This window comes from Nocardia nova NBRC 15556 (assembly GCF_001613005.1).
GTDB classification, from domain to species: domain Bacteria; phylum Actinomycetota; class Actinomycetes; order Mycobacteriales; family Mycobacteriaceae; genus Nocardia; species Nocardia nova.
This window is the reverse complement of record NZ_BDBN01000106.1, coordinates 1-26,453: the sequence shown is the minus strand read 5'-3', so window position 1 is coordinate 26,453 and position 26,453 is coordinate 1. Positions and strand designations below refer to the sequence as shown.

At 68.7% G+C, this 26,453-nt stretch carries 25 protein-coding genes and 1 pseudogene; 23 read left to right on the top strand and 3 right to left on the bottom strand.

Annotation, left to right across the window (positions count from 1 at the left end):
• The 6 genes from ftsY to ffh all read left to right on the top strand — a co-directional run.
• Window positions 1-1,034, top strand: a 1,034-nt coding sequence (gene ftsY / locus NN2_RS31400; RefSeq protein ID WP_063018407.1) for a signal recognition particle-docking protein FtsY, incomplete at its 5' end; no start/stop codon positions are given.
• A gap of 204 nt (window positions 1,035-1,238) precedes the next feature.
• Window positions 1,239-2,648: an ammonium transporter gene (locus NN2_RS31395; protein WP_030513057.1), complete on the top strand. Its 1,410-nt coding sequence runs from the start codon at window positions 1,239-1,241 to the stop codon at window positions 2,646-2,648.
• A 4-nt stretch (window positions 2,649-2,652) separates the two neighbouring features.
• On the top strand, window positions 2,653-2,991 hold the full coding sequence (locus NN2_RS31390; RefSeq protein WP_030513058.1) for a P-II family nitrogen regulator: 339 nt from the start codon (window positions 2,653-2,655) through the stop codon (window positions 2,989-2,991).
• Between the two features lie 82 nt (window positions 2,992-3,073).
• The gene (locus tag NN2_RS31385; RefSeq protein WP_082857415.1) at window positions 3,074-5,512 is read left to right on the top strand and encodes a [protein-PII] uridylyltransferase; all 2,439 of its coding nucleotides are present in this window, start codon (window positions 3,074-3,076) and stop codon (window positions 5,510-5,512) included.
• Between the two features lie 205 nt (window positions 5,513-5,717).
• On the top strand, window positions 5,718-6,029 hold the full coding sequence (locus NN2_RS31380; protein ID WP_063018393.1) for a hypothetical protein: 312 nt from the start codon (window positions 5,718-5,720) through the stop codon (window positions 6,027-6,029).
• Window positions 6,030-6,160: 131 nt separating this feature from the next.
• Window positions 6,161-7,744, top strand: a complete 1,584-nt coding sequence (ffh, locus tag NN2_RS31375; RefSeq protein WP_030513061.1) for a signal recognition particle protein — start codon at window positions 6,161-6,163, stop codon at window positions 7,742-7,744.
• A 53-nt stretch (window positions 7,745-7,797) separates the two neighbouring features.
• Here ffh and NN2_RS31370 read toward each other — a convergent pair whose 3' ends face one another.
• A complete protein-coding gene (locus tag NN2_RS31370) occupies window positions 7,798-8,667 on the bottom strand; it encodes an alpha/beta fold hydrolase (RefSeq protein ID WP_063018391.1) in 870 nt (289 codons plus the stop codon).
• A gap of 103 nt (window positions 8,668-8,770) precedes the next feature.
• Here NN2_RS31370 and NN2_RS31365 point away from each other — a divergent pair, with 103 nt between their 5' ends.
• From NN2_RS31365 to NN2_RS31290, 16 genes are all read left to right on the top strand, one after another.
• Window positions 8,771-9,340, top strand: a complete 570-nt coding sequence (locus NN2_RS31365) for a TetR/AcrR family transcriptional regulator (protein ID WP_063018389.1) — start codon at window positions 8,771-8,773, stop codon at window positions 9,338-9,340.
• A 99-nt stretch (window positions 9,341-9,439) separates the two neighbouring features.
• On the top strand, window positions 9,440-10,534 hold the full coding sequence (locus NN2_RS31360; protein WP_063018405.1) for an amidohydrolase family protein: 1,095 nt from the start codon (window positions 9,440-9,442) through the stop codon (window positions 10,532-10,534).
• 320 nt (window positions 10,535-10,854) lie between these two features.
• Window positions 10,855-11,289 (top strand): 30S ribosomal protein S16, encoded by a 435-nt coding sequence (gene rpsP / locus NN2_RS31355; protein ID WP_030513065.1) that lies wholly within the window; start codon window positions 10,855-10,857, stop codon window positions 11,287-11,289.
• Window positions 11,289-11,531 (top strand): RNA-binding protein, encoded by a 243-nt coding sequence (locus NN2_RS31350; RefSeq protein WP_036503663.1) that lies wholly within the window; start codon window positions 11,289-11,291, stop codon window positions 11,529-11,531. The genes rpsP and NN2_RS31350 overlap by 1 nt, the downstream gene beginning before the upstream one ends.
• The gene (rimM, locus tag NN2_RS31345) at window positions 11,532-12,071 is read left to right on the top strand and encodes a ribosome maturation factor RimM (RefSeq protein ID WP_063018387.1); all 540 of its coding nucleotides are present in this window, start codon (window positions 11,532-11,534) and stop codon (window positions 12,069-12,071) included.
• A gap of 44 nt (window positions 12,072-12,115) precedes the next feature.
• Entirely contained in the window at window positions 12,116-12,799 is a 684-nt protein-coding gene (gene trmD, locus NN2_RS31340; RefSeq protein WP_030513068.1) for a tRNA (guanosine(37)-N1)-methyltransferase TrmD, read from the top strand.
• Between the two features lie 275 nt (window positions 12,800-13,074).
• Window positions 13,075-15,558 (top strand): Tex family protein, encoded by a 2,484-nt coding sequence (locus NN2_RS31335; RefSeq protein ID WP_082857413.1) that lies wholly within the window; start codon window positions 13,075-13,077, stop codon window positions 15,556-15,558.
• Between the two features lie 144 nt (window positions 15,559-15,702).
• Window positions 15,703-16,665, top strand: coding sequence for a hypothetical protein (locus NN2_RS31330; RefSeq protein WP_082857414.1), 963 nt, complete (start codon window positions 15,703-15,705; stop codon window positions 16,663-16,665).
• Window positions 16,666-16,840: 175 nt separating this feature from the next.
• Entirely contained in the window at window positions 16,841-17,182 is a 342-nt protein-coding gene (rplS, locus tag NN2_RS31325) for a 50S ribosomal protein L19 (RefSeq protein ID WP_030513071.1), read from the top strand.
• A 144-nt stretch (window positions 17,183-17,326) separates the two neighbouring features.
• On the top strand, window positions 17,327-18,163 hold the full coding sequence (gene lepB / locus NN2_RS31320) for a signal peptidase I (RefSeq protein WP_169812472.1): 837 nt from the start codon (window positions 17,327-17,329) through the stop codon (window positions 18,161-18,163).
• A 111-nt stretch (window positions 18,164-18,274) separates the two neighbouring features.
• The gene (locus NN2_RS31315) at window positions 18,275-18,976 is read left to right on the top strand and encodes a ribonuclease HII (protein ID WP_255401827.1); all 702 of its coding nucleotides are present in this window, start codon (window positions 18,275-18,277) and stop codon (window positions 18,974-18,976) included.
• A 70-nt stretch (window positions 18,977-19,046) separates the two neighbouring features.
• Window positions 19,047-19,352 carry a DUF2469 domain-containing protein gene (locus NN2_RS31310; RefSeq protein WP_011210678.1) on the top strand — a complete coding sequence of 102 codons (306 nt, stop codon included), beginning with the start codon at window positions 19,047-19,049 and terminating at the stop codon, window positions 19,350-19,352.
• Window positions 19,353-19,497: 145 nt separating this feature from the next.
• Window positions 19,498-19,854 (top strand): YraN family protein, encoded by a 357-nt coding sequence (locus NN2_RS31305; protein ID WP_063018385.1) that lies wholly within the window; start codon window positions 19,498-19,500, stop codon window positions 19,852-19,854.
• Window positions 19,854-21,362: a YifB family Mg chelatase-like AAA ATPase gene (locus tag NN2_RS31300; protein ID WP_063018383.1), complete on the top strand. Its 1,509-nt coding sequence runs from the start codon at window positions 19,854-19,856 to the stop codon at window positions 21,360-21,362. Before NN2_RS31305 ends, NN2_RS31300 begins: the two co-directional genes overlap by 1 nt.
• Before the next feature lie 373 nt (window positions 21,363-21,735).
• A complete protein-coding gene (gene dprA, locus NN2_RS31295) occupies window positions 21,736-22,872 on the top strand; it encodes a DNA-processing protein DprA (protein WP_063018397.1) in 1,137 nt (378 codons plus the stop codon).
• Window positions 22,873-22,976: 104 nt separating this feature from the next.
• Window positions 22,977-23,900 carry a tyrosine recombinase XerC gene (locus NN2_RS31290; RefSeq protein ID WP_063018381.1) on the top strand — a complete coding sequence of 308 codons (924 nt, stop codon included), beginning with the start codon at window positions 22,977-22,979 and terminating at the stop codon, window positions 23,898-23,900.
• 212 nt (window positions 23,901-24,112) lie between these two features.
• On the opposite strand, the gene NN2_RS31285 is transcribed toward NN2_RS31290, so the two are convergent.
• Window positions 24,113-24,625, bottom strand: coding sequence for a DUF1990 domain-containing protein (locus NN2_RS31285; RefSeq protein ID WP_063018379.1), 513 nt, complete (start codon window positions 24,623-24,625; stop codon window positions 24,113-24,115).
• 149 nt (window positions 24,626-24,774) lie between these two features.
• On the opposite strand from NN2_RS31285, the gene NN2_RS37510 reads away from it, so the two are divergent.
• The gene (locus NN2_RS37510) at window positions 24,775-25,542 is read left to right on the top strand and encodes a siderophore-interacting protein (RefSeq protein WP_063018377.1); all 768 of its coding nucleotides are present in this window, start codon (window positions 24,775-24,777) and stop codon (window positions 25,540-25,542) included.
• A 30-nt stretch (window positions 25,543-25,572) separates the two neighbouring features.
• On the opposite strand, the pseudogene NN2_RS37505 reads toward NN2_RS37510, so the two are convergent.
• A pseudogene (locus NN2_RS37505) lies at window positions 25,573-26,025 on the bottom strand (M23 family metallopeptidase); the annotation flags it as partial.
• Window positions 26,026-26,453 lie beyond the last annotated feature (428 nt).

Sequence of the window (26,453 nt, the reverse complement as noted above, 5' to 3'; positions counted from 1 at the left end):
CCGAGACCGCTCCGGCGGATTCGGCCCCGACCGCACCCGCCCCGACCGCGCCGACGCCCACCGCACCGACACCCACGGCCCCGGTGCCCGAGCCCGCCGCGGTCGAGGAGATCGAACCCACCGCCGGGCGCCTCACCCGCCTGCGCGGGCGGCTGTCACGGTCGCAGAACGCGGTCGGCAAGAGTCTGCTCGGTCTGCTCGGCGGTGGCGACCTCGACGAGGACTCGTGGGAAGAGATCGAGGACACCCTGGTCATGGCCGACCTCGGCACCTCGGTCACGACGACCGTGGTCGAGCGACTGCGCGAGGAGTTGGCCGCGCGCAGCGTGCGCACCTCCGAACAGGCCCGGCAGGTGCTGCGGGATGTGCTGATCGAGGCCCTGCGCCCGGACCTGGATCGTTCGATCCGGGCGCTGCCGCATGCCGACCATCCGTCGATTCTGCTGGTCGTCGGCGTGAACGGCACCGGTAAGACCACCACCACCGGCAAATTGGCGCGCGTGCTCGTCGCCGACGGCCGTCGCGTGCTGCTCGGCGCCGCCGACACCTTCCGCGCCGCCGCCGCCGACCAGCTCCAGACCTGGGGCGAACGGGTCGGCGCCGACACCGTGCGCGGCCGCGAGGGCGCGGATCCGGCATCGGTGGCCTTCGACGCGGTCAGCGCCGGTATCGAGGAGGGGGTCGACGCGGTCCTGGTCGACACCGCGGGCCGGCTGCACACCAAGACCGGTCTGATGGACGAGCTGGGCAAGGTCAAGCGCGTGGTGGAGAAGAAGGCCGCCGTCGACGAGGTCCTGCTCGTGCTCGACGCGACCGTCGGGCAGAACGGGCTCACCCAGGCCCGGGTCTTCGCGGAGGTCGTCGACATCACCGGCGTGGTGCTCACCAAACTCGACGGCACCGCCAAGGGCGGCATCGTCTTCCAGGTGCAGCATGAGCTCGGTGTGCCGGTGAAACTGGTCGGCCTCGGCGAAGGCGCCGACGATCTGGCTCCCTTCGAACCGTCCGCATTCGTCGACGCCCTCCTCGGGTAGCGGCGAGAAGCAAAACGGCAGTTCCTCCTCATTTCGACACGGTCCTCACAGTGCGCCGACATGCGCTGTGTGCGTGCCGAAACCTGGTAGCAACACGGGAAGCGGATCCGTTCACGCATGCGAAACATCGCGGCGGCACGGATGAAACACCCGATCGCGACCCTTCTGTGCAGGCTCGTTTGCCGCAGTTCGGCCGGGCCCGAGATGAGGAGGAACAAGGTGGCGTATCCCTTGCTCGGTGTGCCCGACACCGGCGACACCGCGTGGATGCTGGCGAGCTCCGCGCTCGTTTTGTTGATGACCCCGGGACTGGCGTTCTTCTACGGCGGCATGGTCCGCTCGAAGAACGTGCTCAACATGATCATGATGAGCATCAGCGCGATGGGCATAGTCGGCGTGCTGTGGTCGCTCTACGGCTTTTCCGAGGCATTCGGTGACAACAAACTAGGCCTGATCGGCAACCCTGCCCAGTTCTTCGGGCTCAAGGGCCTGATCGGCACCAACGCCGTCAAGGCCAGCCCGGCCGACCCGTCGACCGGTGCGTCCGCGGTGGATCAGGTGAACATTCCGCTGGCCGGCACCATCCCGATGACGGTGTTCGTGGCCTTCCAGCTGATGTTCGCCATCATCACCGTGGCCCTGATCTCGGGTGCGGTCGCCGACCGCATGAAGTTCCGCGCGTGGGTGGTCTTCGCGATCGCGTGGTCGACCATCGTCTACTTCCCGGTCGCGCACTGGGTCTTCGACTTCGACGTCAAGGACGCCGCGGGCAACATCGTCCACCACGGCGGCTGGATCGCGAACAAGCTGCAGGCCATCGACTTCGCCGGTGGTACCGCGGTGCACATCAACGCCGGTGCCGCGGGCCTGGCGCTGTGCCTGGTGCTCGGCAAGCGCAAGGGCTGGCCGAAGACGCCGATGCGCCCGCACAACCTGCCCTTCGTCATGCTCGGCGCCGGTCTGCTGTGGTTCGGCTGGTTCGGCTTCAACGCCGGTTCCTCGGTGAGCTCCAACGGCCTGGCCGGTTCCACCTTCCTGACCACTACCTTCGCCACCTGCGCCGCGATGCTCGGCTGGCTGGTCGTGGAGAAGTTCCGCGACGGCAAGCCCACCAGCCTCGGCGCCGCCTCGGGCATCGTCGCGGGTCTGGTCGCGATCACCCCGTCCTGCTCGTCTGTGAACGTGCTGGGCGCGCTGGTGATCGGCGCGGTGGCTGGTGTGCTGTGCGCGCTGGCGGTCGGCCTGAAGTTCAAGCTCGGCTTCGACGACTCGCTCGACGTGGTCGGTGTGCACCTGGTCGGCGGTGTGGTCGGTACGCTGCTGATCGGTCTGTTCCTCGCCCCGGAATCGGGCGCGGCCTCCGGCGGCGCGAAGGGCTTGTTCTACGGCGGTGGTTTCGACCAGCTCGGCAAGCAGGCCGTCGGTGCCTTCACCGTGCTGGCGTTCTCCTTCGTCGTCTCGCTGATTCTGGGTCTGATCATCAAGTACACGATCGGCATTCGTGCTTCCGAGGAAGACGAGTTCAAGGGTATGGACGAGTCGGAGCACGCGGAGACGTCATACGATTTCGCTGCTGTGGGTGGCACGGCACGTACCGCCGTCAAGGAGGCATGACGCAATGAAACTGATCACTGCAATCGTCAAACCGTTCACACTCGAGGACGTCAAGTCCGGGCTCGAGCAGGCCGGTGTGCTGGGAATGACGGTCAGCGAAGTCCAGGGGTACGGCCGCCAGAAGGGGCACACCGAGGTTTACCGCGGAGCGGAGTACTCGGTCGATTTCGTGCCGAAGGTCCGGGTCGAGGTCGTCGTGGACGACGCCTCGGTCGAGAAGGTCGTCGAGGTGATCGTCGAGGCCGCGCGCACCGGAAAGATCGGTGACGGCAAGGTCTGGGTGACCCCCGTCGAATCGGTGATCCGGGTCCGAACCGGTGAACGCGGTGCCGACGCACTATAGGAGATGAACGATTCGGGCAGCCCCGCTCCCTGGCACCGGCCGGGGACGGGGCTGCCCGCATGAACGGGTGGTGGTTGCGGGTATGAGTGCAGACGAATTGTCCCAGGGCGCCAAGGATCTGGTGGCCGCACGAGATCAACTGCTCGACGGTGGTGATGCCCGGCGGCCCAGGCTGAGCGCCGAGGCGCTGCGGCAGGCGCTGGTCGACCTGCACGAGCTGTGGTTGACCACGAAGGGCGCGGAGCTGGGCATCACCGCCGACAGCGGGCTGGCCGTGGTGGCGGTCGGCGGACTGGGACGGCGCGAGATGCTGCCGTATTCCGATCTGGATCTGATGCTGCTGCACGACGACGTGGACCCGGCGCGGGTCGCCGAGGTGGCCGACCGGCTCTGGTATCCGCTGTGGGACGCCCACATCAAGCTCGACCACAGCGTGCGGACCGTGCCGCAGGCGCTGCGGGTGGCTGCCGACGATCTCACCGCCGCGCTGGGCATGCTCGATGCCCGCCACATCGTCGGCGACGCGGAGTTGAGCAATCTGCTCATCGGTGGCGTGCGCCGCGAATGGCGGACCGGAATCCGTTCCCGCTTCGGCGAATTGGTGGAGCAGACGCAGGCGCGGTGGAAGCGCAACGGTGAGATCGCGCACCGGGCCGAACCGGACCTCAAGAACGGGCGCGGCGGTTTGCGCGATATCCAGCTGCTCGACGCGCTGGCCATCGCCCAGCTGACCGACGCCATGCCCGGCCTGGGACCCGACGTTCCCGGCGGTGGTCTCGAGGCCGCCCATCGCCGGTTGCTCGACGTGCGTACCGAACTGCACCGGGTGGCCGGGCGTTCCCGTGATCAGCTGCGCGCCCAGGACGCGGACGAAATCGGCGCCGCCCTGCGCATCGGCGATCGATTCGATCTGGCGCGCACGCTCAGCGATGCGGCGCGCACGGTCGTCTATTCGGTCGACGTCGGCCTGCGCACCGCGGCCAACGCGCTGCCGCGCCGCGGTCTGGCCCGATTGCGGCGCCTGCCCGTGCGCCGCCCGCTCGACGAGGGCGTGGTCGAACATGCCGGTGAGGTGGTGCTGGCCCGTGACGCCCGGCCGCAGCGCGATCCCGGCCTGATCCTGCGGGTCGCCGCCGCCTCGGCGCGCACCGGCCTGCCGATGTCGGCGACCACCCTCAACCGCCTCTCCGAGGATGCCCCCGAACTGCGCGAGCCGTGGCCGCGGGAGGCGCTCAACGATCTGCTGGTGCTGCTCGGCGCCGGCCGAGGCACCATCGACGCGGTCGAGGCCCTGGATCGAACCGGCTTGTGGGGCAGGCTGTTTCCGGAATGGGGGGCAGTGCGCGATCTGCCGCCCCGCGATGCCGTGCACACCTGGACCGTCGACCGCCACCTGGTCGAGACCGTCGCCTACGCCGGTGCGCTGAGCACCCGGGTCGCCCGGCCGGACCTGCTGCTGCTCGGAGCGTTGCTGCACGATATCGGCAAGGGCCGCACCGAGGATCACAGTGTGGTGGGTGCCGAACTGGCCGATCGGATCGGTCAGCGGCTGGGCCTGTGGCCCGACGATGTCCACAGCCTGGCGACGATCGTGCGGCATCATCTGCTGTTGCCGCAGACCGCGACCCGGCGCGATCTCGACGATCCGGCGACCGCCGCCGGTGTGGTCGAGGCGCTGGGCGGTGACCGGCAGTTGCTGGAGCTGCTGCACACCCTCGCCGAGGCCGATTCGCTGGCGACCGGCCCGGGCGTGTGGGGGGAGTGGAAGGCCTCCCTGATCGCGGAACTGGTGCGCCGCGGCCATGCCGCGATGGCGGGAGAGCCCGCACCACAACGGGTTTCGCCGACGCCGGCGGTGGTCGACGCGGCCGTGCTGGACAGGGCCGCGGCCGGTGGCGTGCACGTGGAACTGACTCCCGGCGACGGACGCTACATTCACCACGTGACGGTCGTCGCCCCCGATACTCCCGGCCTGCTCTCGGAGGCGGCCGGGGTGCTCGCCCTGCATTCCCTGCGGGTGCTGTCCGCGACGCTGGCGGCCTCGGGTGACACCGCGATCGACACCTTCGTGGTGACACCGACCTTCGGCAATCCGCCCGACGCCGGACTGTTGCGCCAGGAGCTGATCCGCGCGATCAACGGCGATCTGAAGCTGGCCTCCGTGCTCGCGGACAAGGAGCGCGACGCGGCGGCTCGAACCAGTCCGTACGCCCAGGCCGAGCCGAGGGTGATCTGGATCGAGGTCGACCGGCCCGGTGAGTTGGTGCTCGAACTGCGTGCCGAGGACCGCATCGGCCTGCTCAGCCGGTTGGCCGCGGCATTGGCCGCCCAGGGCGCGGATGTGCGGTGGGCGAAGGCCGACACGATGGGCTCGGTGGTGGTCGACTCGTTCGGCCTCGGTCTGGGCGAGGACGACACCCCGCAGCGTCGCGGTGCCATCGAGGCGGCACTGCTGGGGGTCGTCCCGCATCAGGAGCCGAAGAAACCGAGCGAAACGGACACCGCCACGGGTGCCGGTTAGGTTTACCAACCTTCGCCCGGTTATCGGGGCAACCTGGTCGTTTGGTCCGTAACGCGGTAACCAGATCGTTGCGGCAACCTCTGCTGGATGTGATGTCCGCCACTCTACGATCTGGTGTAGATCGTGAAGTTGATCGTGATCGCAAGCTGTTCGAGCTGTTGCTGTACCTGTCCGGCGAGTTGGGTGCGTTGAGGGGAGCAGGTCGATGGCAAACGAAGTCGTGTCCTCATCCATGATCACCAGCGATTCGACCCACCACATCGCTCGCTGTGTCGGCGGCGACCACTGGGTGGTGTCCTGGCTTCCGGGCCGCACGCTGACCGGCGGGCAGGCGGTGGCGGCCATGAAGCTGGCCGGCGCGCTCGTCGACGGTGCACCCGGTGACGCCGACTGGGCGACCCTGGACGCCATGGCACTGCCACTGGGTCTGACCGGCCGCGAGGCCGTCTATCTGGTGGCCTACGAACAGCACGACTTCAGCCGGGCCCCGCGGCCGCGGCACAGCGCGCTGTCCTGACCGCAGGCCGGTGACGAGCCCGCCGCCCGGCCGGCGGCGGGGCTTCGACTAGGGCGAATCCACCGATCGCGGAGTTGCCCGTACCCTGGTAACCCGAGTGACGTCCCTCGACGAGACCAGGAGCGCGATCGGTGTTCGAATCCCTTTCCGACCGGTTGACCGGTGCCCTGAAGGATCTGCGTGGCAAGGGGCGTCTGTCACCGGCCGATATCGACGCGACCGCGCGCGAGATCCGGCTCGCCCTGCTCGAGGCGGACGTGGCGCTGCCGGTCGTGCGGGAGTTCATCGCCCGCGTCAAGGAACGCGCCAAGGGCGCCGAGGTGTCGGCCGCGCTGAACCCCGCGCAGCAGGTCGTGAAGATCGTCAACGAGGAATTGATCGGCATCCTCGGTGGCGAGACCCGGCGCCTGCAGTTCGCGAAGAACCCGCCCACGGTCGTCATGCTCGCCGGTCTGCAGGGTGCCGGTAAGACCACACTCGCGGGCAAGCTCGCGAAATGGCTGAAGGGCCAAGGGCATACGCCTTTGCTGGTGGCCTGTGACCTGCAGCGGCCGGGTGCCGTCACCCAGCTGCAGGTGGTCGGCGAACGAGCCGGTGTGCCGGTGTTCGCCCCGCATCCGGGCACCTCGATCGGTGGCGGCGACAACGCCCTGGGCGTCACCGCCGCCGACCCGATCCGCGTCGCCGAGGCCGGTGTCGAGGAAGCGAAGCAGAAGCACTACGACATCGTCATCGTCGACACCGCGGGCCGCCTCGGTATCGACGAGGAGTTGATGCGCCAGGCCGCCGGCATTCGCGACGCGGTGCACCCGGACGAGACGCTGTTCGTCCTCGACGCCATGATCGGCCAGGACGCGGTCAGCACGGCGGAGGCCTTCCGCGACGGTGTCGGTTTCACCGGTGTCGTGCTCACCAAGCTCGACGGTGACGCCCGCGGTGGCGCCGCGCTGTCGGTCCGCGAGGTCACCGGCGTCCCGATCCTGTTCGCCTCGACCGGTGAGAAGCTCGAGGATTTCGACGTCTTCCACCCCGACCGCATGTCGAGCCGCATTCTCGGCATGGGCGATCTGCTCACCCTGATCGAACAGGCCGAACAGGTCTACGACCAGCAGCAGGCCGAGGAGGCCGCCCGCAAGATCGGCTCCGGCGAGCTCACCCTCGAGGACTTCCTCGACCAGATGCTGGCCATCCGCAAGATGGGCCCGATCGGCAACCTGCTCGGCATGCTGCCGGGCGCCGGCCAGATGAAGGATGTGCTGGCCCAGGTCGACGACAAACAGCTCGACCGGGTGCAGGCCATCATCCGCGGTATGACCCCCGCCGAGCGGGCCAACCCCAAGATCATCAACGCCTCTCGCCGCCTGCGCATCGCCAACGGTTCCGGCGTCACCGTCTCCGATGTGAACCAGCTGGTCGACCGCTTCTTCGAAGCCCGCAAGATGATGGCTGCGATGGGCCGGCAGATGGGCCTGCCGGGGTCGCGGCGAAACGCCAAGGGCAAGAAGGGGAAGAAGGGCAAGAAGGGCGGACGTGGCCCGACTCCGCCGAAGGGCATGCGCGGAGGATTCCCGGGCATGCCGGGGATGCCGGGCGGAATGCCGGGGATGCCCGCCGCGGGGATGCCGGATCTGTCCAATATGCCCAAGGGGCTGGACGAACTGCCGCCGGGCCTGGAGGGTTTCGACCTGTCCAAGCTGAAGTTCCCCAAGAACTGAGCCCTATCGACCCGCTCCACTCGCCGCGGCGTGACGCCGCGGCGAGCCGGATGTCATAGTGCGCGCCGGAGGAAGTCGCGGATGTATGCCGCTATCTCGTCGCCGTGTGTCTCCAGTGCGAAATGTCCGGCGTCGAGCAGATGCAGCTCGGCATTCGGGAGATCGCGCAGGTAGGCCTCTGCCCCGGCGGCACCGAACACCTCGTCGTTACGGCCCCAGGTGATGAGGGTCGGAGGCTGGTGGGTGCGGAAGTACTGCTGATAGGCGGGATACCCGTCCAGATTGAACTGGTAATCCCAGAACAACTGCAGCTGAATCGCGTCGTTGCCGGGCCGATCCAGCTTGGCCTGGTCGAGTTGCCAGGCTTCCGGAGCCAGCCGGTCCATCCGGTCGGCGGGTACGCCGTGGGTGTACTGCCATTGAGTCCACTTGGGCTCCAACAGTTCTCGGACCGCCGCTTCGTTGGCTGCCCGGGCCTTCGCATGGGCGAACAGGACATCCCAGAACGGGGTGAAGCCTTCGAGGTACGCGTTGCCGCTCTGCGAGATCAGCGCCGTCACCCGCTCTGGATTGCGGCTTGCGATCCGCAGCCCGATCGGGGCGCCGTAATCCTGGATGTAGAGCGAGAAGCGCCGCACGCCCAGCTGATCGAGTAGCTCTTCGGTGATGTCGGCGAGCTGGTCGAAGCTGTAGTCGAATTCGTCGACGCCCGGCGCGGCCGAGTTGCCGAACCCGATGAAGTCCGGCGCCACGAGGTGGAACTCGTCGGACAGCTCGGACATGAGGTGGCGGAACATGTGCGAGCTGGACGGGAAGCCGTGCAGCAGCACGAGGGTCGGACGGTCCGGATTTCCGGCTTCCCGATAGAACACCTCGAGTCCACGGACCGTGGTCGTGTGCTGTCGGGTGGCGAAGGCGGACATGGTGATTCCTTTCGATCGGAAGATCCGTCATCGGGAGAACGAGCGTTCTCGGCGGACTCCGGTAGCATAGGAGAACGATGGTTCTCACGCAAGGGAGACGGTTGTGCAGGGTGAAGCGGATGCCGCGCGGGTCCTCGACGCGGCCGACCGGCTGTTCAACGAACGCGGAATTCAGGGCGTCGGTATGGACGCGATCCGAGATGCCGCGGATGTGCCGCTGAAACGGCTCTACCGCGACTTTCCCTCGAAGTCCGATCTCGTGCACGCGGTCTTGACGCGGCGCGACAACGACGTGCGCACCGCGCTCGCGCGGTACGTCGACGACAACGCGAGCACTCCCCGGGAGCGGGTGCTCGCGGTGTTCGACTTCCTGTACGAGTGGTTCAGCGGGCCCGATTTCCGCGGCTGCCTGTTCATCAATACGGTGGGGGAACTGGGCGGCACATCCGATGAGGTCGGCTGGATCGCCGCCCGGCACAAGCGTGCGGTGCGTGACTATCTGGCTGATCTCGTGACCGAGTGTGCGCTGCCCGAATCCGTGGCCGACCAGTTGCTGATCATCGCCAACGGCGCGATGGTCACGGCCGCGATGCACGACGACCCCGAGGTGGCGCGACAGGCGCGAGCCGTCGCCGACATCCTGCTGCGCGCGGCCCGCCCCGTCGGCGAATGAGGTGACGACTATCGCCGACCGGCCTCGCCGCGGAAGTCCCGGTAGGTTGGGATCGGGCGGCGATCGGCTTCCGGCGATGTGGTGAGGAGCGATATGCGGATGCATCTGCGTGGGGTGGTCCTTCCCGGCGACGAGGTGCGCGATCTGTGGGTCCGCGACGGGCTGATCTCCTTCGAACCGGTGCGTGACGCCGAAACCGTGTGTGACACAGGGTGGATCGTGCCGGGGCTGGTCGACGCGCACTGCCACGTCGGCATTCGCTACGGCGGCGGGCACGAGGATCGCGAGGGCGCGATCGCGCAGGCGGAGGTGGAACGCGACGCGGGTGCGCTGCTGCTGCGCGATGCCGGATCCCCCATCGACACCCGCTTCATCGACGATCATCACGAACTGCCGAAGATCATCCGGGCCGGCCGCCACATCGCCCGTCCCAAGCGGTATATCCGCGAACTGGGCATCGAACTGGACGACGAGCGCGACCTGCCCGATATCGTTGCCGAACAGGCCCGCTTCGGCGACGGCTGGGTCAAGATCGTGGGCGACTGGATCGATCGGTCCGCCGGTGATCTGCGGCCGTTGTGGAGCGACGCGATCCTGAAGGAGGCCATCGACGCCGCGCACCGGGAGGGAGCCCGCGTCACCGCGCACGTCTTCGGTGAAGACGCGCTACCAGGGTTGATCAACGCCGGAATCGACTGCCTCGAGCACGGCACCGGACTCACCGACGACACCATCGAGATGATGGCCGAACACGGCACCGCTCTGGTGCCCACGCTGGTGAATATCGACACCTTCCCCGACATCGCCGACAGTGCGACCAAATTTCCGGTCTACGCCGCCCATATGCGCGATCTGCACCGCCGGGTCCGCGACACCGTCGCCGACGCCCACGCGGCGGGGGTGCCGATCTACACCGGCACCGACGCCGGCGGTTCGATCCGGCACGGCCGCATCGCCGACGAGATCGACGCGCTGGCCGGTGCCGGGCTGTCGCGGCACGAGGCGCTGGCCGCGGCCTCGTGGCGGGCCCGGGAGTGGCTCGGCCGACCGGGTATCGAGGACGGCGCACCGGCCGATTTCGTCGTCTACCGCACCGATCCGCGGTCGAGTCGCGATGCGCTCGACGCCCCGGCCTACGTCGTCCTGCGCGGGCGGGTGTACCCGGGCCGGGATCCGGTCACCGGACACCGCTAGGGCCGTCGGGGCGACGAACTGCGCGGCAACGGCGCTGGTCACCGACCTGCGCGTGCTCGGGGAAACGGCCCGCTCGATGCGGGGCGATTTCTCCGGGCGCGGGCGCGTCTGGCACAATGAACGACCGTCCTCGTCGACGACCGCGACTCGCTCGCGGTTCCGTATTCGGGGACAGTGTCAGCCCGTCTCCGGTTACGTACCGCGCGGCGGTCACACACTCAACGCAAAACCGGGTCCGCACCCCGTGCGGGCTGCTGAATTGCGCCGTGACCACTCAGGCTGCCCTCGGGCGGCCGCCATCGAAAGGCATTGATACAGCCATGGCTGTCAAGATCAAGCTGACCCGTCTGGGCAAGATCCGCAACCCCCAGTACCGCATCGTCGTCGCCGATGCGCGCACCCGCCGCGACGGCCGCGCCATCGAGAATGTCGGCAAGTACCACCCGAAGGAAGAGCCCTCGCTGATCGAGGTCGACTCCGAGCGCGTGCAGTACTGGCTGGGCGTCGGCGCGCAGCCGACCGAGCCGGTCAAGCGTCTGCTGGAGATCACCGGCGACTGGCAGAAGTTCAAGGGCCTGCCGGGCGCCGAGGGCACCCTGAAGGTCAAGGCCGCCAAGCCGAGCAAGCTGGACCTGTTCAACGCTGCCCTGGCCGCCGCCGACAGCGAGCCGGTCGCCGAGGCCGTCACCCCCAAGAAGAAGAAGTCCAAGGCCGCCGAGGGTGAGGCCGAGGCCGCGACCGAGGCTGCCGAGTAATGAGTGCGGTCGTCGCCGATGCCGTCGAGCACCTGGTGCGCGGCATCGTCGCCAATCCGGACGACGTGCGCGTCGATCTGATCACCAGCCGGCGTGGACGCACCGTCGAGGTCCACGTCCACCCCGATGATCTGGGCAAGGTGATCGGCCGCGGCGGTCGTACCGCGACCGCGCTGCGCACGCTGGTCGCCGGCATCGGTGGCCGCGGTATCCGGGTCGACGTGGTCGATACCGATCAGTAGATGGAACTGGTAGTCGGGCGGGTCGCCAAATCGCACGGTGTGCGCGGCGAACTCGTGGTCGAGGTACGTACCGACGAACCCGAACTCCGCTTCGCTCCCGGCGCCCGCCTGCGTGGCCGGGCGCCGAGAAGCGAAGCGGTGGACATATTCACGGTGGAGTCGGCCCGAGAGCATTCGGGCCGGCTTCTCGTTCGTCTCGAGGGTGTCGGCGACCGTACCGCCGCGGATGCGTTGCGCGGCACTCTGTTTCTCGTCGATACCGCGGAACTCCCGCCGTCGGAGGATCCCGACGAGTTCTACGACCACGAACTCGAAGGTCTGAGCGTTCGGCTCGCGGACGGCACCGAGATCGGCACCGTGAACGAGGTCCTGCATTCGGCCGCGGGCGAACTGCTGTCGATCCGGGCCGGTGCGGGCGCCGGCGGGCGTGCCGGCCGGGAAATCCTGGTGCCCTTCGTGACCGCGATCGTGCCGACCGTGTCGGTCGCCGAGGGCCTGATCGTGATCGACCCACCCGAAGGCCTGCTGGACGAGGAGTAGCGATGGGCACCGGAGCCGACGATCCCGCGCAGCGCTCGTCAGCTCTGCGCATCGACGTCGTCACCATCTTCCCCGAATATCTCGAGCCGCTGCGGACGGCGTTGCTGGGCAAGGCGATCGAGAAGGGCATCGTCGAGCTAGGCGTGCACAATCTGCGGCGCTGGACCCACGACGTGCACCAGTCGGTCGACGACGCTCCCTACGGGGGCGGGCCGGGCATGGTCATGAAACCCGTCGTCTGGGGTGACGCGCTCGACGAGGTGTGCCCGGACGAGGCGTTGCTCGTCGTGCCGACCCCGGCCGGAGTGCCGTTCACCCAGGAAACCGCCCAGCGCTGGTCCGCCGAATCGCATCTGGTCTTCGCCTGCGGCCGCTACGAGGGGATCGATCAGCGCGTCTTCGACGATGCCGCCCGCCGGGTCCGGGTGGAAGAGGTCAGCATCGGCGACTACGTCCTGATCGGCGGGGAAGCCGCCGTGCTGGTGATGGCCGAGGCGGTGGTGCGCCTGATCCCCGGCGTCCTGGGCAATCAGGCCTCCCACCAACAGGATTCGTTCTCCGACGGGCTGCTCGAAGGTCCCAGCTACACCCGGCCGGTGAGCTGGCGCGGACTCGATGTGCCCGAGATTCTGCTGTCGGGCAATCACGCGCGCATCGACGCGTGGCGCCGTGAACAGTCACTGCGGCGCACCCGGGAGCGCCGCCCGGATCTGCTGCCGCCGGAGTAGCCGAAAACTCTGCGCGACAGGACTTCACCGGTCGAGGCGTCGCATTCGCCGTGTCGCCGCATCGCGTGCAGGACGTGGCCGACGCGCCCATACGGGGTGCGGATGTGTGGTCGCCGGGGTTGCCCAGTTCGTTCGCAGTCACGAGGTCGGCGAGGCTGTGGCCAGCCGGTTTTCGGTCATTTCCGTTCGCGGCGCGCCGGCACCGGGTGCGGCTGCGTGCGCACCGGGCGCTCCACCTGGTCCGCTGTCGGAGGCCGACGGTAGTGTCAGCCAGCGTGACGACAGCCTCCGAACCCGTCAGCACCGAAGCAACCACCGGCACGGAAGCCGCCGCCCCTGGAAAGGTGCGCCTGGCCAGTGTCGGCAGGCGGATCGCCGAGGAGCTCTCGGTCCGTGACGAACAGGTCCGTGCCGCCGTAGAGCTGCTCGACGGCGGGTCGACCGTGCCGTTCATCGCCCGCTACCGCAAGGAGGTGACCGGCGGGCTCGACGACGCGCAGCTGCGGCAACTGGAGGAGCGGCTGCACTACCTGCGCGAACTCGACGAGCGCCGGAACTCGATCCTGGAATCCATTCGCGGACAGGGCAAGTTGGATGCCGCGCTGGAACAGCAGATCATGCTCGCGGAGACCAAGGCCCGCCTCGAGGACATCTACCTGCCCTACAAGCCGAAGCGGCGCACCAAGGCGCAGATCGCCCGCGAGGCCGGACACGAACCGGTCGCGGACGCCCTCATCGGCGACCCCACCACCGATCCGTCCGGCTACACCGCCGAACAGCTCGACGGGGCCCGCGCGATTCTGGTCGAGCGATTCGCCGAAGACGCCGACCTCGTCGGTGAACTGCGCGAATTGATGTGGGAGCGCGGCCAGGTCACCTCGCGGGTCCGGACCGGCAAGGAAGAGGCCGGGGCCAAATTCGCCGACTACTTCGAGTTCAGCGAACCGTTCGCCAAACTGCCCTCGCACCGCATCCTGGCGCTGCTGCGCGGCGAGAAGGAAGACGTGCTGAGCCTGTCGCCCGAATCCGATACCGAGGAACCGGAGCCGGGGCAGCGCACCATCTACGAGGGCCGGATCGCGCACAAGTTCGGCATCGCCGACCAGGGGCGCCCGGCCGACACCTGGCTGCTCGACACCGTGCGCTGGGCGTGGCGGACCAAACTGCAGGTCAGCCTCGGCATCGATATCCGGATGCGGTTGCGGCAGTCCGCCGAGAAGGACGCCGTCGACATCTTCGCCGCCAACCTGCGTGACCTGCTGCTCGCCGCACCCGCCGGCACCCGCACCACCATGGGCCTGGACCCGGGCTACCGCACCGGCGTGAAGGTGGCCGTGGTGGACGGCACCGGCAAGGTGGTGGCCACCGAGACGATCTATCCGCACAAACCGCAGGGCCAGACGGAGAAGTCGCTGGCGGTGCTCGGGGCACTGGTGGCGCGGTTCGACGTGGAGCTCATCGCGATCGGCAACGGCACCGCTTCCCGGGAGACCGATGCCCTTGCCGTGGAACTGATTTCGCGGATCGGTGCGACGCCCGGCGCGCGGAAGCCGACCAAGATCGTGGTCTCGGAAGCGGGCGCCTCGGTGTATTCCGCCTCCGCGTACGCCTCGCAGGAACTGCCGGAACTGGACGTCTCGCTGCGCGGCGCGGTTTCGATCGCGCGGCGGCTGCAGGATCCGCTGGCCGAACTGGTGAAGATCGAGCCGAAGTCCATCGGCGTCGGCCAGTACCAGCACGACGTCTCCGAGACCCTGCTGGCCCGGTCGCTGGGCGCGGTGGTCGAGGACGCGGTGAACGCGGTCGGTGTCGACGTCAACACCGCCTCCGTGCCGCTACTGTCTCGTGTCTCCGGCATCGCCTCCTCGGTCGCGGAATCGATTGTCGCGCATCGCGATCAGAACGGCCCGTTCCGCAGCCGCACCGCGCTGCTGGAGGTTCCGCGGCTGGGCCCCAAGGCATTCGAGCAGTGCGCGGGCTTCCTGCGCATCCGCGGCGGCGACGACCCGCTGGACTCCTCGGCCGTGCACCCCGAGGCCTATCCCGTGGTGCGCCGGATCCTGGAGGCGACCGGACGCGACGTGCCCGGCCTGATCGGCAACACCTCGGCCCTGCGGGCACTGCGGCCGGGCGAATTCACCGACGAGAAATTCGGTGTGCCGACCGTCACCGACATCATCGCCGAACTCGAGAAGCCCGGCCGTGACCCGCGCCCGGAATTCAAGACCGCGGAATTCGCCGCCGGCGTGGAAAAGGTCGCCGACCTCGAACCCGGCATGGTGCTCGAAGGTGTGGTGACGAACGTGGCCGCCTTCGGCGCCTTCGTCGATGTGGGTGTCCATCAGGACGGTCTCGTCCACGTCTCGGCCATGTCGCATTCGTTCGTCCGCGATCCCCGCGAGATCGTGAAATCCGGTGACGTGGTGAAGGTGAAGGTGCTGGAGGTCGACGTCGCCCGCCAGCGCATCGGCCTGAGCCTGCGTCTGGACGACGAGCCCGGCGCGGGCAAAGCCGAGAAGGGCGGCGCGGGCCAGCGCGGCGGGCAGAACCGGGGTGGTCAGCCGCGCGGCGGCCAGGGCAATCAGGGCCGCGGCGGCCAGGATCGCGGCGGCCAGGATCGCGGAGGCCAGGATCGCGGCGGACAGAACCGTGGCGGTGGCCAGAACAAGGGACAGGGCCGCAATCAGCAGCGTCGCGGTGCGCCCGAACCGTCGGGCTCGATGGCGGATGCGCTGCGCCGCGCCGGTTTCGGGCGGTAAGCCTCGGCGGCCGCCGCATTCGGGTTTGCCCCGACTGCGGCGGCCGGGTACGGGACAATGGAGTCGCGGGGTCAGGTCTCGATGATCGGCCTCGCGGGGCATCACTACCCCGACACCCCGGTTCCGAATGAGGGGACGACGGCTGTGCGGCGCTGGTTCGACGACGCGATCCTCGCGGAGGGACGCCTGCCGTTGCTGTGCTTCCTGCTCGGCTTCATCGTCGGATTCCTGTTGATCCGGCTCAGTGTGCGGATGATTCGCAAGCAGGTGCGCTGGTGGCCGGGCAACCTGCGCGCCGGCAACGTGCACATTCACCACATGGTGTTCGGCGTGGTGCTGGTTCTGGCCTCGGGACTGGGATTGGTCGCGACCTACAACACCGGGGTCGGCACGATCTCCGCGCTCGCCTCGACCTTCGGTGTCGGCGCGGCGCTGGTGCTCGACGAATTCGCGCTGATCTATTACCTGCGCGACGTGTACTGGGAGGAACAGGGACGCACCTCCGTCGATGCGGTGTTCGTCGCGGTCGCGGTCACCGGGTTGCTGTTGCTCGGCTTCCACCCGCTGTGGCTGCTCGACGTCAACGACATCCGGCACGACAACAGCGTCGCGGGACGCAGTTTCCTCGGCATCTTCGCGCTGGTGAATCTGGTGCTGGCCGCGATCGTCATCGCCAAGGGCAAGATCTGGACCGGATTGTTCGGCATGTTCTTCCTGCCGCTGCTGGTCGTGGGCGCACTGCGGCTGAGCCGGCCGGGTGCGCCGTGGGCCCGCTGGCGCTACGGCGAGCGCCGCCGCCTGATGTACCGGGCGGTCGTGCGCGAACGCCGGTACCGGCGGCCGGTGATCCGGGCCAAGATCTTCGTGCAGGATCTGGTCGCCGGCAAACCCGATGTCGCGCACGTCCGCAGTGCGGCCGAGCAAGAATTGGCGCGTACCGTGGTCCCCGCTCCGCCCGCCCACCTGCGGACCAGAGCGATGCGGGCCACCATGCACGACGGACCGGACCGCACCGGGCCTGCCGCCGCGCCGCCACCGGCGGGTACGCCGGGACCGGCCGACGCGGGCGACCTGACGGCGGCCCACCCACAGCACACCGGACATTGACGCCGGGACGACGCGGATCCCGGGGGCGATTTTTCCCGCAGCGGCCTGATCTGGCACAATGCTCAGGTTGCTCTGGGCGCATTCGACCCGGCGCACCGCCCAATATCCGGAGCACGAACCGGCCGAGCAGTTGCCGCCAGGTTCCTCTGTTCACGCGAACTTCCAAAGGACGGAAATGAACACCCTCGACTTCGTCGACGAAAAGTCGCTGCGCACCGATATCCCGGACTTCCGCCCGGGTGACACGGTGAACGTGCACGTGAAGGTTATCGAAGGTAACAAGGAGCGCATCCAGGTCTTCAAGGGTGCGGTCATCCGCCGCCAGGGCGGCGGCATCCGCGAGACCTTCACCGTGCGCAAGGTGTCGTTCGGCGTGGGTGTCGAGCGCACCTTCCCGGTACACAGCCCCAACATCGACCACATCGATGTGGTGACCCGCGGTGACGTCCGCCGGGCCAAGCTGTACTACCTGCGCGATCTGCGCGGCAAGGCCGCCAAGATCAAGGAGAAGCGCTGAACATCAGGGCTCTGCCCGTTCACGCCCGCCCCCGGTCCTCGCGACCGGGGGTTTTCCTTTTACCGGCCGGGATATGCCCGCCTTCTCGGCACGCAGGGTGCGCCGGGGCGACGACGAACATGGCTGCGGGATAACCTGTTCGGCGTGGCAGACGAAAGCGAGTCGGTGGCGGTGCCCGGAGCCGATGACAAACGTGCCGGTGGCGAACGCAAAGACGAGTCCGCATCGCGCAGTCGGCGCGGCAGGCGCAAGCGGAAGCAGCGGCCCTTCTGGCAGGAACTGCCGATCCTGATCGTCATCGCCGCCGTGATCGCGGCGCTGGTGGTGAATTTCATCGGCCGGCCGTATGTGATCCCGTCACAGTCGATGGAACCGACGCTGCACGGCTGCACCGGCTGCACGGGCGACCGGATCTATGTCGAGAAGCTGAGCTACGACTTCGGTGATCCCAAGCCCGGCGACGTCGTGGTATTCGTCGGCCCGAGCGGTTCGTGGAACAAGTCCTACCACTCCAACCGCTCCAGCAATGTCGTCGTGCGCGGCGTGCAGAACTTCTTCTCGTTCTTCGGACTGGTGCCGCCGGATGAGAACGACTTGGTCAAGCGCGTGATTGCGACCGGCGGTCAGACCGTGCAGTGCTGCGATGCGCAGGGCCGGGTGATGGTCGACGGTAAACCGCTCGACGAGCCGTACGCGCACTACATCTACCCCTATCAGCCGGGGCTGGCCTATGCGACCAAGGTGGCCGGCGGGCTGTCGATCGACCCGCGCGGCCGCGAATTCGGCCCGGTGAAGGTGCCCGAGGGCAATCTGTGGGTGATGGGCGACAACCGCAACGAATCCGCGGACTCGCGCGCCCATGTCGACGACGAGTACTCCGGCACCGTGCCGGTCGACGCAGTGCGCGGTAAGGCGGTGTTCAAGATCTGGCCGCCGAGCCGGATCGGCCCGGTCCGGTCACAGAATCCGCAGACGAACTGAGGCGCGCGGCGCGAGATAATCGAGTCACGGGATAGTCGAACGGTAGGTGCAGTGGCGCAGACATCGCGACGCACGACGCGCAACGGTAAGGGCGGCAAGATCATCCGGCCGGTGGTTCGCACAGGAGACTGGCCGCCGCGAGTGGTGATGCGGCGAGCCGGTGGCCTGCGCACGCTGGAAGCGGCGCTGATCCGCAGTGGTCTCGGTCCGGTCGCGGGTGTCGACGAGGCGGGCCGGGGGTGCTGCGCCGGTCCGCTCGTGGTCGCGGCCTGTCTGCTCGCGCCCAAGGCCTACGATTCCCTTGCGGGACTGGACGATTCGAAGAAGCTGACCGAGGCCGTGCGCGAGCAGCTGTATCCGGTGATCGTGCGCCGGGCGCTGGCTTGGAAGGTCGTGGTGATTCCCGCGTGGGAGATCGACGCGATCGGCATCCATGTCGCCAATATCGAGGGCATGCGCCGGGCGGTGGCGGGTCTGGAGGTGCGGCCCGGCTACGTACTCACCGACGGCTTCCGGGTGCCGGGTATCAGCGTCCCGTCGCTGCCGGTGATCGGTGGTGACGCGGCGGCGGCCTGTATCGCCGCGGCCAGCATCCTCGCCAAGGTGACGCGCGACCGCATCATGGTCGCGATGGACCGTGACCTGCCCGGATACGGCTTCGCCGCGCACAAGGGCTACAACACGCCCGAGCATCTGGCCGCGCTGGAGCGGCTCGGGCCCAGTGACGAACACCGCCGGTCGTGGCGCAATGTCCGGGGCACCGAGGCCGCGGAGACCGGGCGGGTGGCTGCCGATACCGCCCATGCGGGATGATGTGAGCACGCTACACGCGTTCGTGGCGATAGAGGAGGATATTCCACCCGATGAGCGAGCGGAGCGAGGCATGAGCGCCGAGGACCTCGAGAAGTACGAAACCGAGATGGAACTCTCGCTGTATCGCGAGTACAAGGACATCGTCGGTCAATTTTCGTACGTCGTCGAGACCGAACGCCGCTTCTATCTGGCCAATTCTGTCGAGTTGCGCCCGCAGAACGCCGACGGTGAGGTGTATTTCGAGGTGCGGATGTCGGATGCGTGGGTGTGGGATATGTATCGGCCCGCCCGCTTCGTCAAACACGTCCGCGTGATCACGTTCAAGGACGTGAACATCGAGGAACTGGAGAAGCCGGACCTGCGCCTCCCCGAATAGCGCGCAGGTAGCGAGAGCGGGCCCGACCTGGGGAGATCGGTCGCCGGCCCGGCTGGTGATCCACAGCCCGGGGTTCATCCACAGGCTTTCTGTTTCCGCAGGTGAGACCGGCGGACCGTAGTTTCGCCGACGGCATGCTGAGCAGGTGGCACACAATCTGGCGCTCGGCGCCCACGGAGAAGAACTGGCCGCGCAGTTCCTGCAGGGGGCCGGGATGCGGATCGTCGAACGAAATTGGCGGTGTCGCTACGGCGAATTGGATCTCATCGCCCGGGAAGCGGACACCACGGCCTTCGTCGAGGTCAAGACCCGTTCCGGGCTGGGGTTCGGCACACCGGCCGAGTCGGTGACCTTCGCCAAACAGCAGCGCATTCGCCGGCTCGCGCTGCTGTGGCTCGCCGAACAGAGCGGACCGTGGCGGCGGGTCCGCTTCGATGTGGTGTCGGTCCTGCTGCTCCCCGGCCGGGACGCGCGGATAGAGCACGTCCGGGCGGCGTTCTGATGGCCCTGGGACGTGCTCATTCGGTGGCCGTGACCGGGGTGGACGGACAACTCGTCGAGATCGAAGCCGATATCGGGCAGGGATTGCCGTCGGTCCATCTGGTCGGGCGCCCGGACACCACCTTGCAGGAATCGCGGGACCGGGTCCGGGCCGCGGTCGCGAACTCGGGGGAGAAGTGGCCCGACGGCCGCGTCGTTCTCGCCCTGTCGCCCGCCACGTTGCCGAAGGTCGGCAGCGTGTACGACCTGGCATTGGCAGCGGCCGTGCTGCACGCCGGTGATTCGGTGCCCGGGTCGAAGCTCGCCGGTACGGTCCTGCTCGGCGAACTGGCCCTCGACGGCCGGGTGCGGCGGGTGCGGGGCATTCTTCCCGCCGTGCTGGCGGCGCGGACCGCCGGTCGCAGGACCGTCGTGGTGCCCGAGTCGGTGCTCGGTGAGGCCGGGCTGGTGGACGGGATCACTGTGCTCGGGGCGCCGACACTGCGCGCACTGATCGACTGGTTGCGCGGGGAGGGCGAACTGTCGGCGCCGGACGGTAGCTACACCGCCCCGCGGCGAAGTATCGGCGATCTCAACGAGGTGGTCGGACAGGACGAGGCTCGCTGGGCATTGGAGGTGGCCGCGGCCGGCGGCCACCATCTGTTGCTGACCGGCCCGCCCGGCATCGGCAAAACCATGTTGGCGCAACGTCTTCCGGGGCTGTTGCCGGCGTTGACGGAATCGGAGTCGCTGGAGGTCACCGCCATCCATTCGGTGGCCGGGACGCTGTCCGACGATCATCCGCTCATCACGACGGCACCGTTCGTGGCACCGCACCATTCGACCTCCGTATCGGCGATGGTGGGCGGTGGTTCCGGATCCGCACGGCCGGGTGCCGTCAGCCGGGCGCATCGCGGCGTCCTCTTCCTCGACGAATGTGCCGAAATCGGCACCAAGGTGCTGGAGGCGTTGCGAACCCCGTTGGAGGAGGGCGAGGTTCGCATCGCCCGTCGTGACGGCGTGGCGCGATACCCGGCGCGATTCCAGCTCATTCTGGCGGCGAATCCGTGTCCGTGCGCTCCGGCCCGCGACGTCGACTGCATCTGTGCACCGCTGGCCCGCCGCAGGTATCTGGGCAAACTGTCAGGCCCGCTCATGGATCGCATCGACATCTGGGTCCAGATGCATGCGCACGCCGCCGGGACGTTCACTTCCTCCGACGCCGAATCCAGTGTGGTCGTGCGGGAACGGGTCGAGCTGGCGCGCCGGGCCGCGACGCGGCGCTGGTCCGACTACGGGTGGACCGTCAACGCTGAGGTACCGGGACATGTGCTGCGCCAGCGCTTCCGGCTGCCGGCGGATGCGCTGGCGCCGGTGGAGAGCGCGCTGCGCCAGGGCCGGATGTCCGCCCGGGGTGCGGACCGGGCGATCCGAGTCGCCTGGACCGTCTGCGACCTACGCGGGGGAGAAGTGCCGTCGGCGCAGGACGTGCTGCAGGCGTTGAACTTTCGGCAACGCGGCGTGTCCTGAAGCGTCGAGCGTTGCCGGTCGGCGCCCATCGTATGGGCGTGGGCGTGGGCGTGGGCGTGGGCGTGGGCGTGGGCGTGGGCGTGGGCGTGGGTACGGATGACCGAATGCGGAGTTAAGGGAGGGAATTGATGATCCGTCGATCGATGGGCCGCGTGGGGACGGTGGTCGCCGAGCGCGCTCGGAGTCGGGAACGACCGGAGAGCCACAGCGTGTTTCGCAGGTCGGGCGACGACACGACCGCGATACGGGCCTGTCCGGTTCCGCGACACCACCCGCGACATGCGGGCGGCGTCCGTGGCGACGCGGAGGTGTGGCGGTGACCGGTCACAGCGTCGGCGGGGGCGGCGATTCGGGTGGTGGCGTCGCGTCCCTGGTGACCGTCGACGCGGACGAACAACGGCTGGCGTGGGTCTATCTGTCCCGTGTGGTGGAGGGCCCGTGTCCGGCGTTGTCGGCGCTCATCGCACGAGTCGGCGTGGTGGAGGCCGCACGTGCGGTGCGGGAATGCGATCTGCCCGCATCGCTGCGCGGTCCGACCGAACGCCGGCGCGAGATCGACCGTGCCGAGCGTGATCTCGAGCTGATGGCGCGCATCGGCGGACGGGTGATCACGCCGGACGATCCGGAGTGGCCGCAGTGGCGCCTGCTGGGCCTGACGCAACTCGACCCGGCCCGCGACGCCGACGCCGGGGTGCCGCTGGTGCTGTGGGCCCGCGGTCCGTTGTCACTGCAGCAGTACACCGAACAGGCCATCGCCGTGGTCGGCGCACGCTGCTCCTCGGGATACGGCGAACAGGTCACCGCCGAACTCGCGGGCGAACTGGCCGCGCACGGCTGGACGATCGTGTCCGGTGCCGCCTTCGGCATCGACGGGATGGCGCATCGCGCGGCGCTGGCCGTCGGCGGCAACACGATCGCCGTGCTGGCCTGCGGGATCGACCGGCCCTATCCCGCTCAGCACGAACGCCTCCTGGCCGAGATCGCCGAAACGGGTGTGGTGGTGAGCGAATATCCGCCCGGCGCAGCCGCTCACAAACACCGGTTCCTGGCTCGGAACCGCTTGATCGCCGCCCTGTCCGACGGGGTGCTGGTGATCGAGGCGGGCATGCGCAGCGGCGCGCGCAATACCGCGAAATGGGCGCGGCGCCTGGGCCGTCCGGCCCTCGCGGTGCCGGGGCCGATCACCGCCGCGGCGTCGGTCGGCTGCCACCGGATGATCCGCGACCGCGAAGCGATTCTCGTCAGTCGGGTCGACGAAATCCACGACGAGGTCGGACCGCTGCGACTGTCACTGCCTGGGAGCAGCGAAGCCGGCGCCGGTCTGGCCGGGGACCAGGCGGCCGTCTTCGCCGAACTGCCGGTGGCCGGTTCGCGACTGCCGAAACAGATCGCCGACGAGAGCGGCCTCGCCATCCACGCGGTGCGCGCGGCACTGGTTGGCCTCGAGGTCGCCGGCCTGGTCGGGTCGGACAGTTCGGGCTGGTTCCGCACCGTGCGAAAGGAGGCGTGAAAGGCGAATGCGACGTGCGTGCTCCGCGGTGATCTGCGGGTCCTTCCGTACTGCTGTCGGCGCGGTGGCTTGCGCGCGGGCCGGGCGCCGGTGAACGTGGAGAAATGGACGGATTACCGGGCGATCTCGTGGATCTGCTCGAGCAGTACGAACGGCATCTGCTGCTGGGACGCAACCGGTCCGCGCACACGGTGCGGGCCTATCTCGGGGATGCGCGATCCCTGTTGGAGCATCTGTGTGCCCGGTCGCCCGATGCCGCGGTGGGAGAGATCGATCTGCCGCTGTTGCGATCGTGGCTGGCCGAACAATCGGCCGGGGGCGCCGCCCGGACCACCATGGCGCGGCGTGCCTCGGCGGCGCGGACGTTCACCGCCTGGCTGACCCACACCGGCCGCCTCGCGGCCGACCCCGGCCCACGGCTGGGCTCGGCCCGTGCACACCGGGTGCTGCCCGCCGTGCTGGGCAAGGATCAGGCCGATGCGGCCATGAACGCCGCGGAATCCGGTGCGGCGCAGCGTGACCCGATGGCCCTGCGGGATCGGCTCGTGGTGGAGATGTTGTACGCCACCGGAATCCGGGTCAGCGAACTGTGCGGACTCGACATCGATGACGTGGACCGGGGCAGGAGGCTGGTGCGGGTATTGGGCAAGGGCAACAAGGAGCGCTCGGTGCCGTTCGGCCTGCCCGCCGATCGGGCACTGGAGAATTGGCTGAACTTCGGGCGCCCGCACCTGGCCACCACCGAATCCGGGCGAGCGCTGCTGCTCGGCCGGCGCGGCCGCCGGCTGAACCAGCGCCAGGCCAGAACCGTTGTCCACGAGGTTGTTTCGGCCGTACCGGGAGCTCCGGACATGGGTCCGCACGGCCTGCGCCACACCGCCGCGACCCATCTGCTGGAAGGCGGAGCCGACCTGCGCGTGGTCCAGGAACTGCTCGGTCACGCCAGTATGGCGACCACCCAGCTCTACACCCACGTCTCGATCGAACGGCTGAAGCGGGTGCACGACCAAGCCCATCCCCGCGCCTGAGGAGCGGAATCGCCGAGGCAGCGGCGCGGCGCGACCGTGGCCTCGTCGTAGGGTGGCCATGTCCCCACCGTAGGGCGGCCGTGTTCCGCTGAGCCGCCGGGCCCGAACACGTTGTCATGCAAGATACTGCGGTGTCGCACGCCGATGTGACGTCCTTATCGCCGATCCGACGATCGCCGCGCATGCCCGCCGAGGCCGACAACGGAAGTCGTCTATGGCCGGATGGCGTCGATGTAGCGGCCCGCGATGAAGTGCTGCACCGCACGGACCACAGGGCCGCCGAGTTTCGTGTACCAGGCGGCGGGCCGCGAGAAGGCGGCCACGACGCCGTAGACCGCCTCGTCGGCGGGGTCGTATTCCACCGCGAAGAGCTCCTCGCCGATTTCCGGGTGGCCCGGCAGGGTGCCGTAGGCGAAGCCGCGGCGGGTCGGCTCGTCGACGACGTAGATCACCCGGCAGGGCGCCGTGATGCCGATGCTGGCGATACCCAGGCGCACCGTCAGAGCTGTTCCCGGTTCGGCGGCCGGGGTATCGGCGTGTTCGAAAATGCCGGTGCCGCGCTGCATGCGGTAGGCCAGGATCTGATCGCCGGCGGATTCGAACAGCGCCCGTCCGCTGCCGATGCGACGGCGCAGCCGGAAGTGGTGATAGCCGGGCGGGAATTCTCCGGCGGTCGCTCCGACTTCCGGATAGGTGAACGGCTCGGCGGCCGGGGAATTCGCCATAACACCATCCTTACCCGCAGCGCAGTGCCGCGACATGGCGCATCGAAGCGAGATCGTCCTCTCGACATTATCGACGATATACTTCGAGCTATCGGAGATAAGTCGTGCTACGCTTCCTTAGGTAACCCTAATATCGGAGGTATCGCACTGTGGCTCGTACTCGCACCAAACTGTCCTTCGAGGTCAGGCGCACGCGACGCCTGACCGACCACATGATCCGGGTGTATCTGGGCGGCCCGGGTTTCACCGGTTTCCATCCCAACGGATTCACCGACGCCTACGTCAAACTGCTGTTCCCCGGCCCGGACGGTGAGACGACGCGCACCTACACCGTGAGTGCCGTCGACCCCGAGGCCGAGGAGATCGCGATCGATTTCGTCTACCACGGTGACGAGGGGGTCGCCGGTCCGTGGGCGGCCGCGGCTCGACCGGGCGACCGCATCGAACTCTTCGGGCCGGGCGGTGCGTATTCCCCCAAGCCGGAGGCGGATTGGCATCTGCTGGCCGGTGACGAGGCGGCTCTGCCCGCCATCGCCGCGGCGTGTGCCGCCCTGCCGTCCGATGCCCTCGGCCGGGTATTCGTCGAAATCGCCGGTCCCACGGACGAATTGGATTTTCCGCGCCCCGCCGCGGTCGAACTCGCGTGGGTACGTCGTGGTGATCGCACCCCCGGCGAAGCGCTGGCCGCCGCGGTCCGTGCCGAGCCCTGGCGCGAAGGCCGCGTGCACGTCTTCATCCACGGCGAGGCCGACAAGGTCATGCACGATCTGCGGCGCTACGTCCGCACCGAGCGCGGGGTGCCGGCCGATTGGGCCTCGATCTCCGGATACTGGCGGCGCGGGCGCACCGAGGAGGGGTTCCGGCAGTGGAAACGTGAACTGTCCGAAGAGGAATCCGCCGCCGAGGCTGTTCGCTAGATCGGCGCGGGCCTCCGAGGGCGCCGGCGGTCGCACCGGTTTCAGGCGCACGGGAGCGTGGCGCACCAGGCCGAGCGGGTCGAGATAGTCACGGCCACGCCGCAGACCCCAATGCAGACAGACGCCGGGACAACCGGCATGTCCGGATTGCAGCGTCCCCAGGACCGCCCCGCGCTCGACCCGGCGACCGACCGGCACGCCCGCTCGCACCGGCTCGTAGGTCGTGCGCAGTCCGCCCGGATGGTCGACCGAGACGACCGGTTTGCCACCCACCTCACCCGCGAAGACGACGATTCCGGCACCGGCGGCGAGTACCGGCTGCCCGTCGGCGCCGGCGAGATCCACTCCGCGGTGGCCCGGTAGCCAGTCGTGCGGCGGTTTGTCGAAGCCGCGCACGACCGCCGGTCGCGGCTGCAGCGGCCAGCCGAATCCGGCCGGGGGCGTGGCGGACGCGCTCGCACCGCCGCAGCTCACGGCCATCATCACCACTCCCGGAAGAAATCTCGACAACCAGCGCATGCGTCCCACCCTCGCCGCAACCGACGGGCATGGAAAGATCGGTCTCGGCGTGTGTGGACAACTCGCAAGCATGTGAACAGGGCGCGTTCCCGGTGGGACGCCGCGGTGGTCGCTCGAGCCGGCCGGACTCGCCCGAGGAAGGTGCAGTCGATGGTCGCGTGTCGTGATTCCGCCGAATCGGTCACGGCCGTCCCGAGAACCTCCGCGGCGCATGCTGTTTCGTTCGGCAGACGGGTGATCGGCCCGTGCATGACCGGCGGCCGCCCGGCCGCCGGCTCCTCCGTGGACCGCGTTCGCCGGTGGTTCGGATCATGAGCGCCGAGACGCCCGACTCCGCCCCGGCCACACCGCCGGACCCGCGCACCGCGGACTCGAACCCGCCCGGCGCGCCC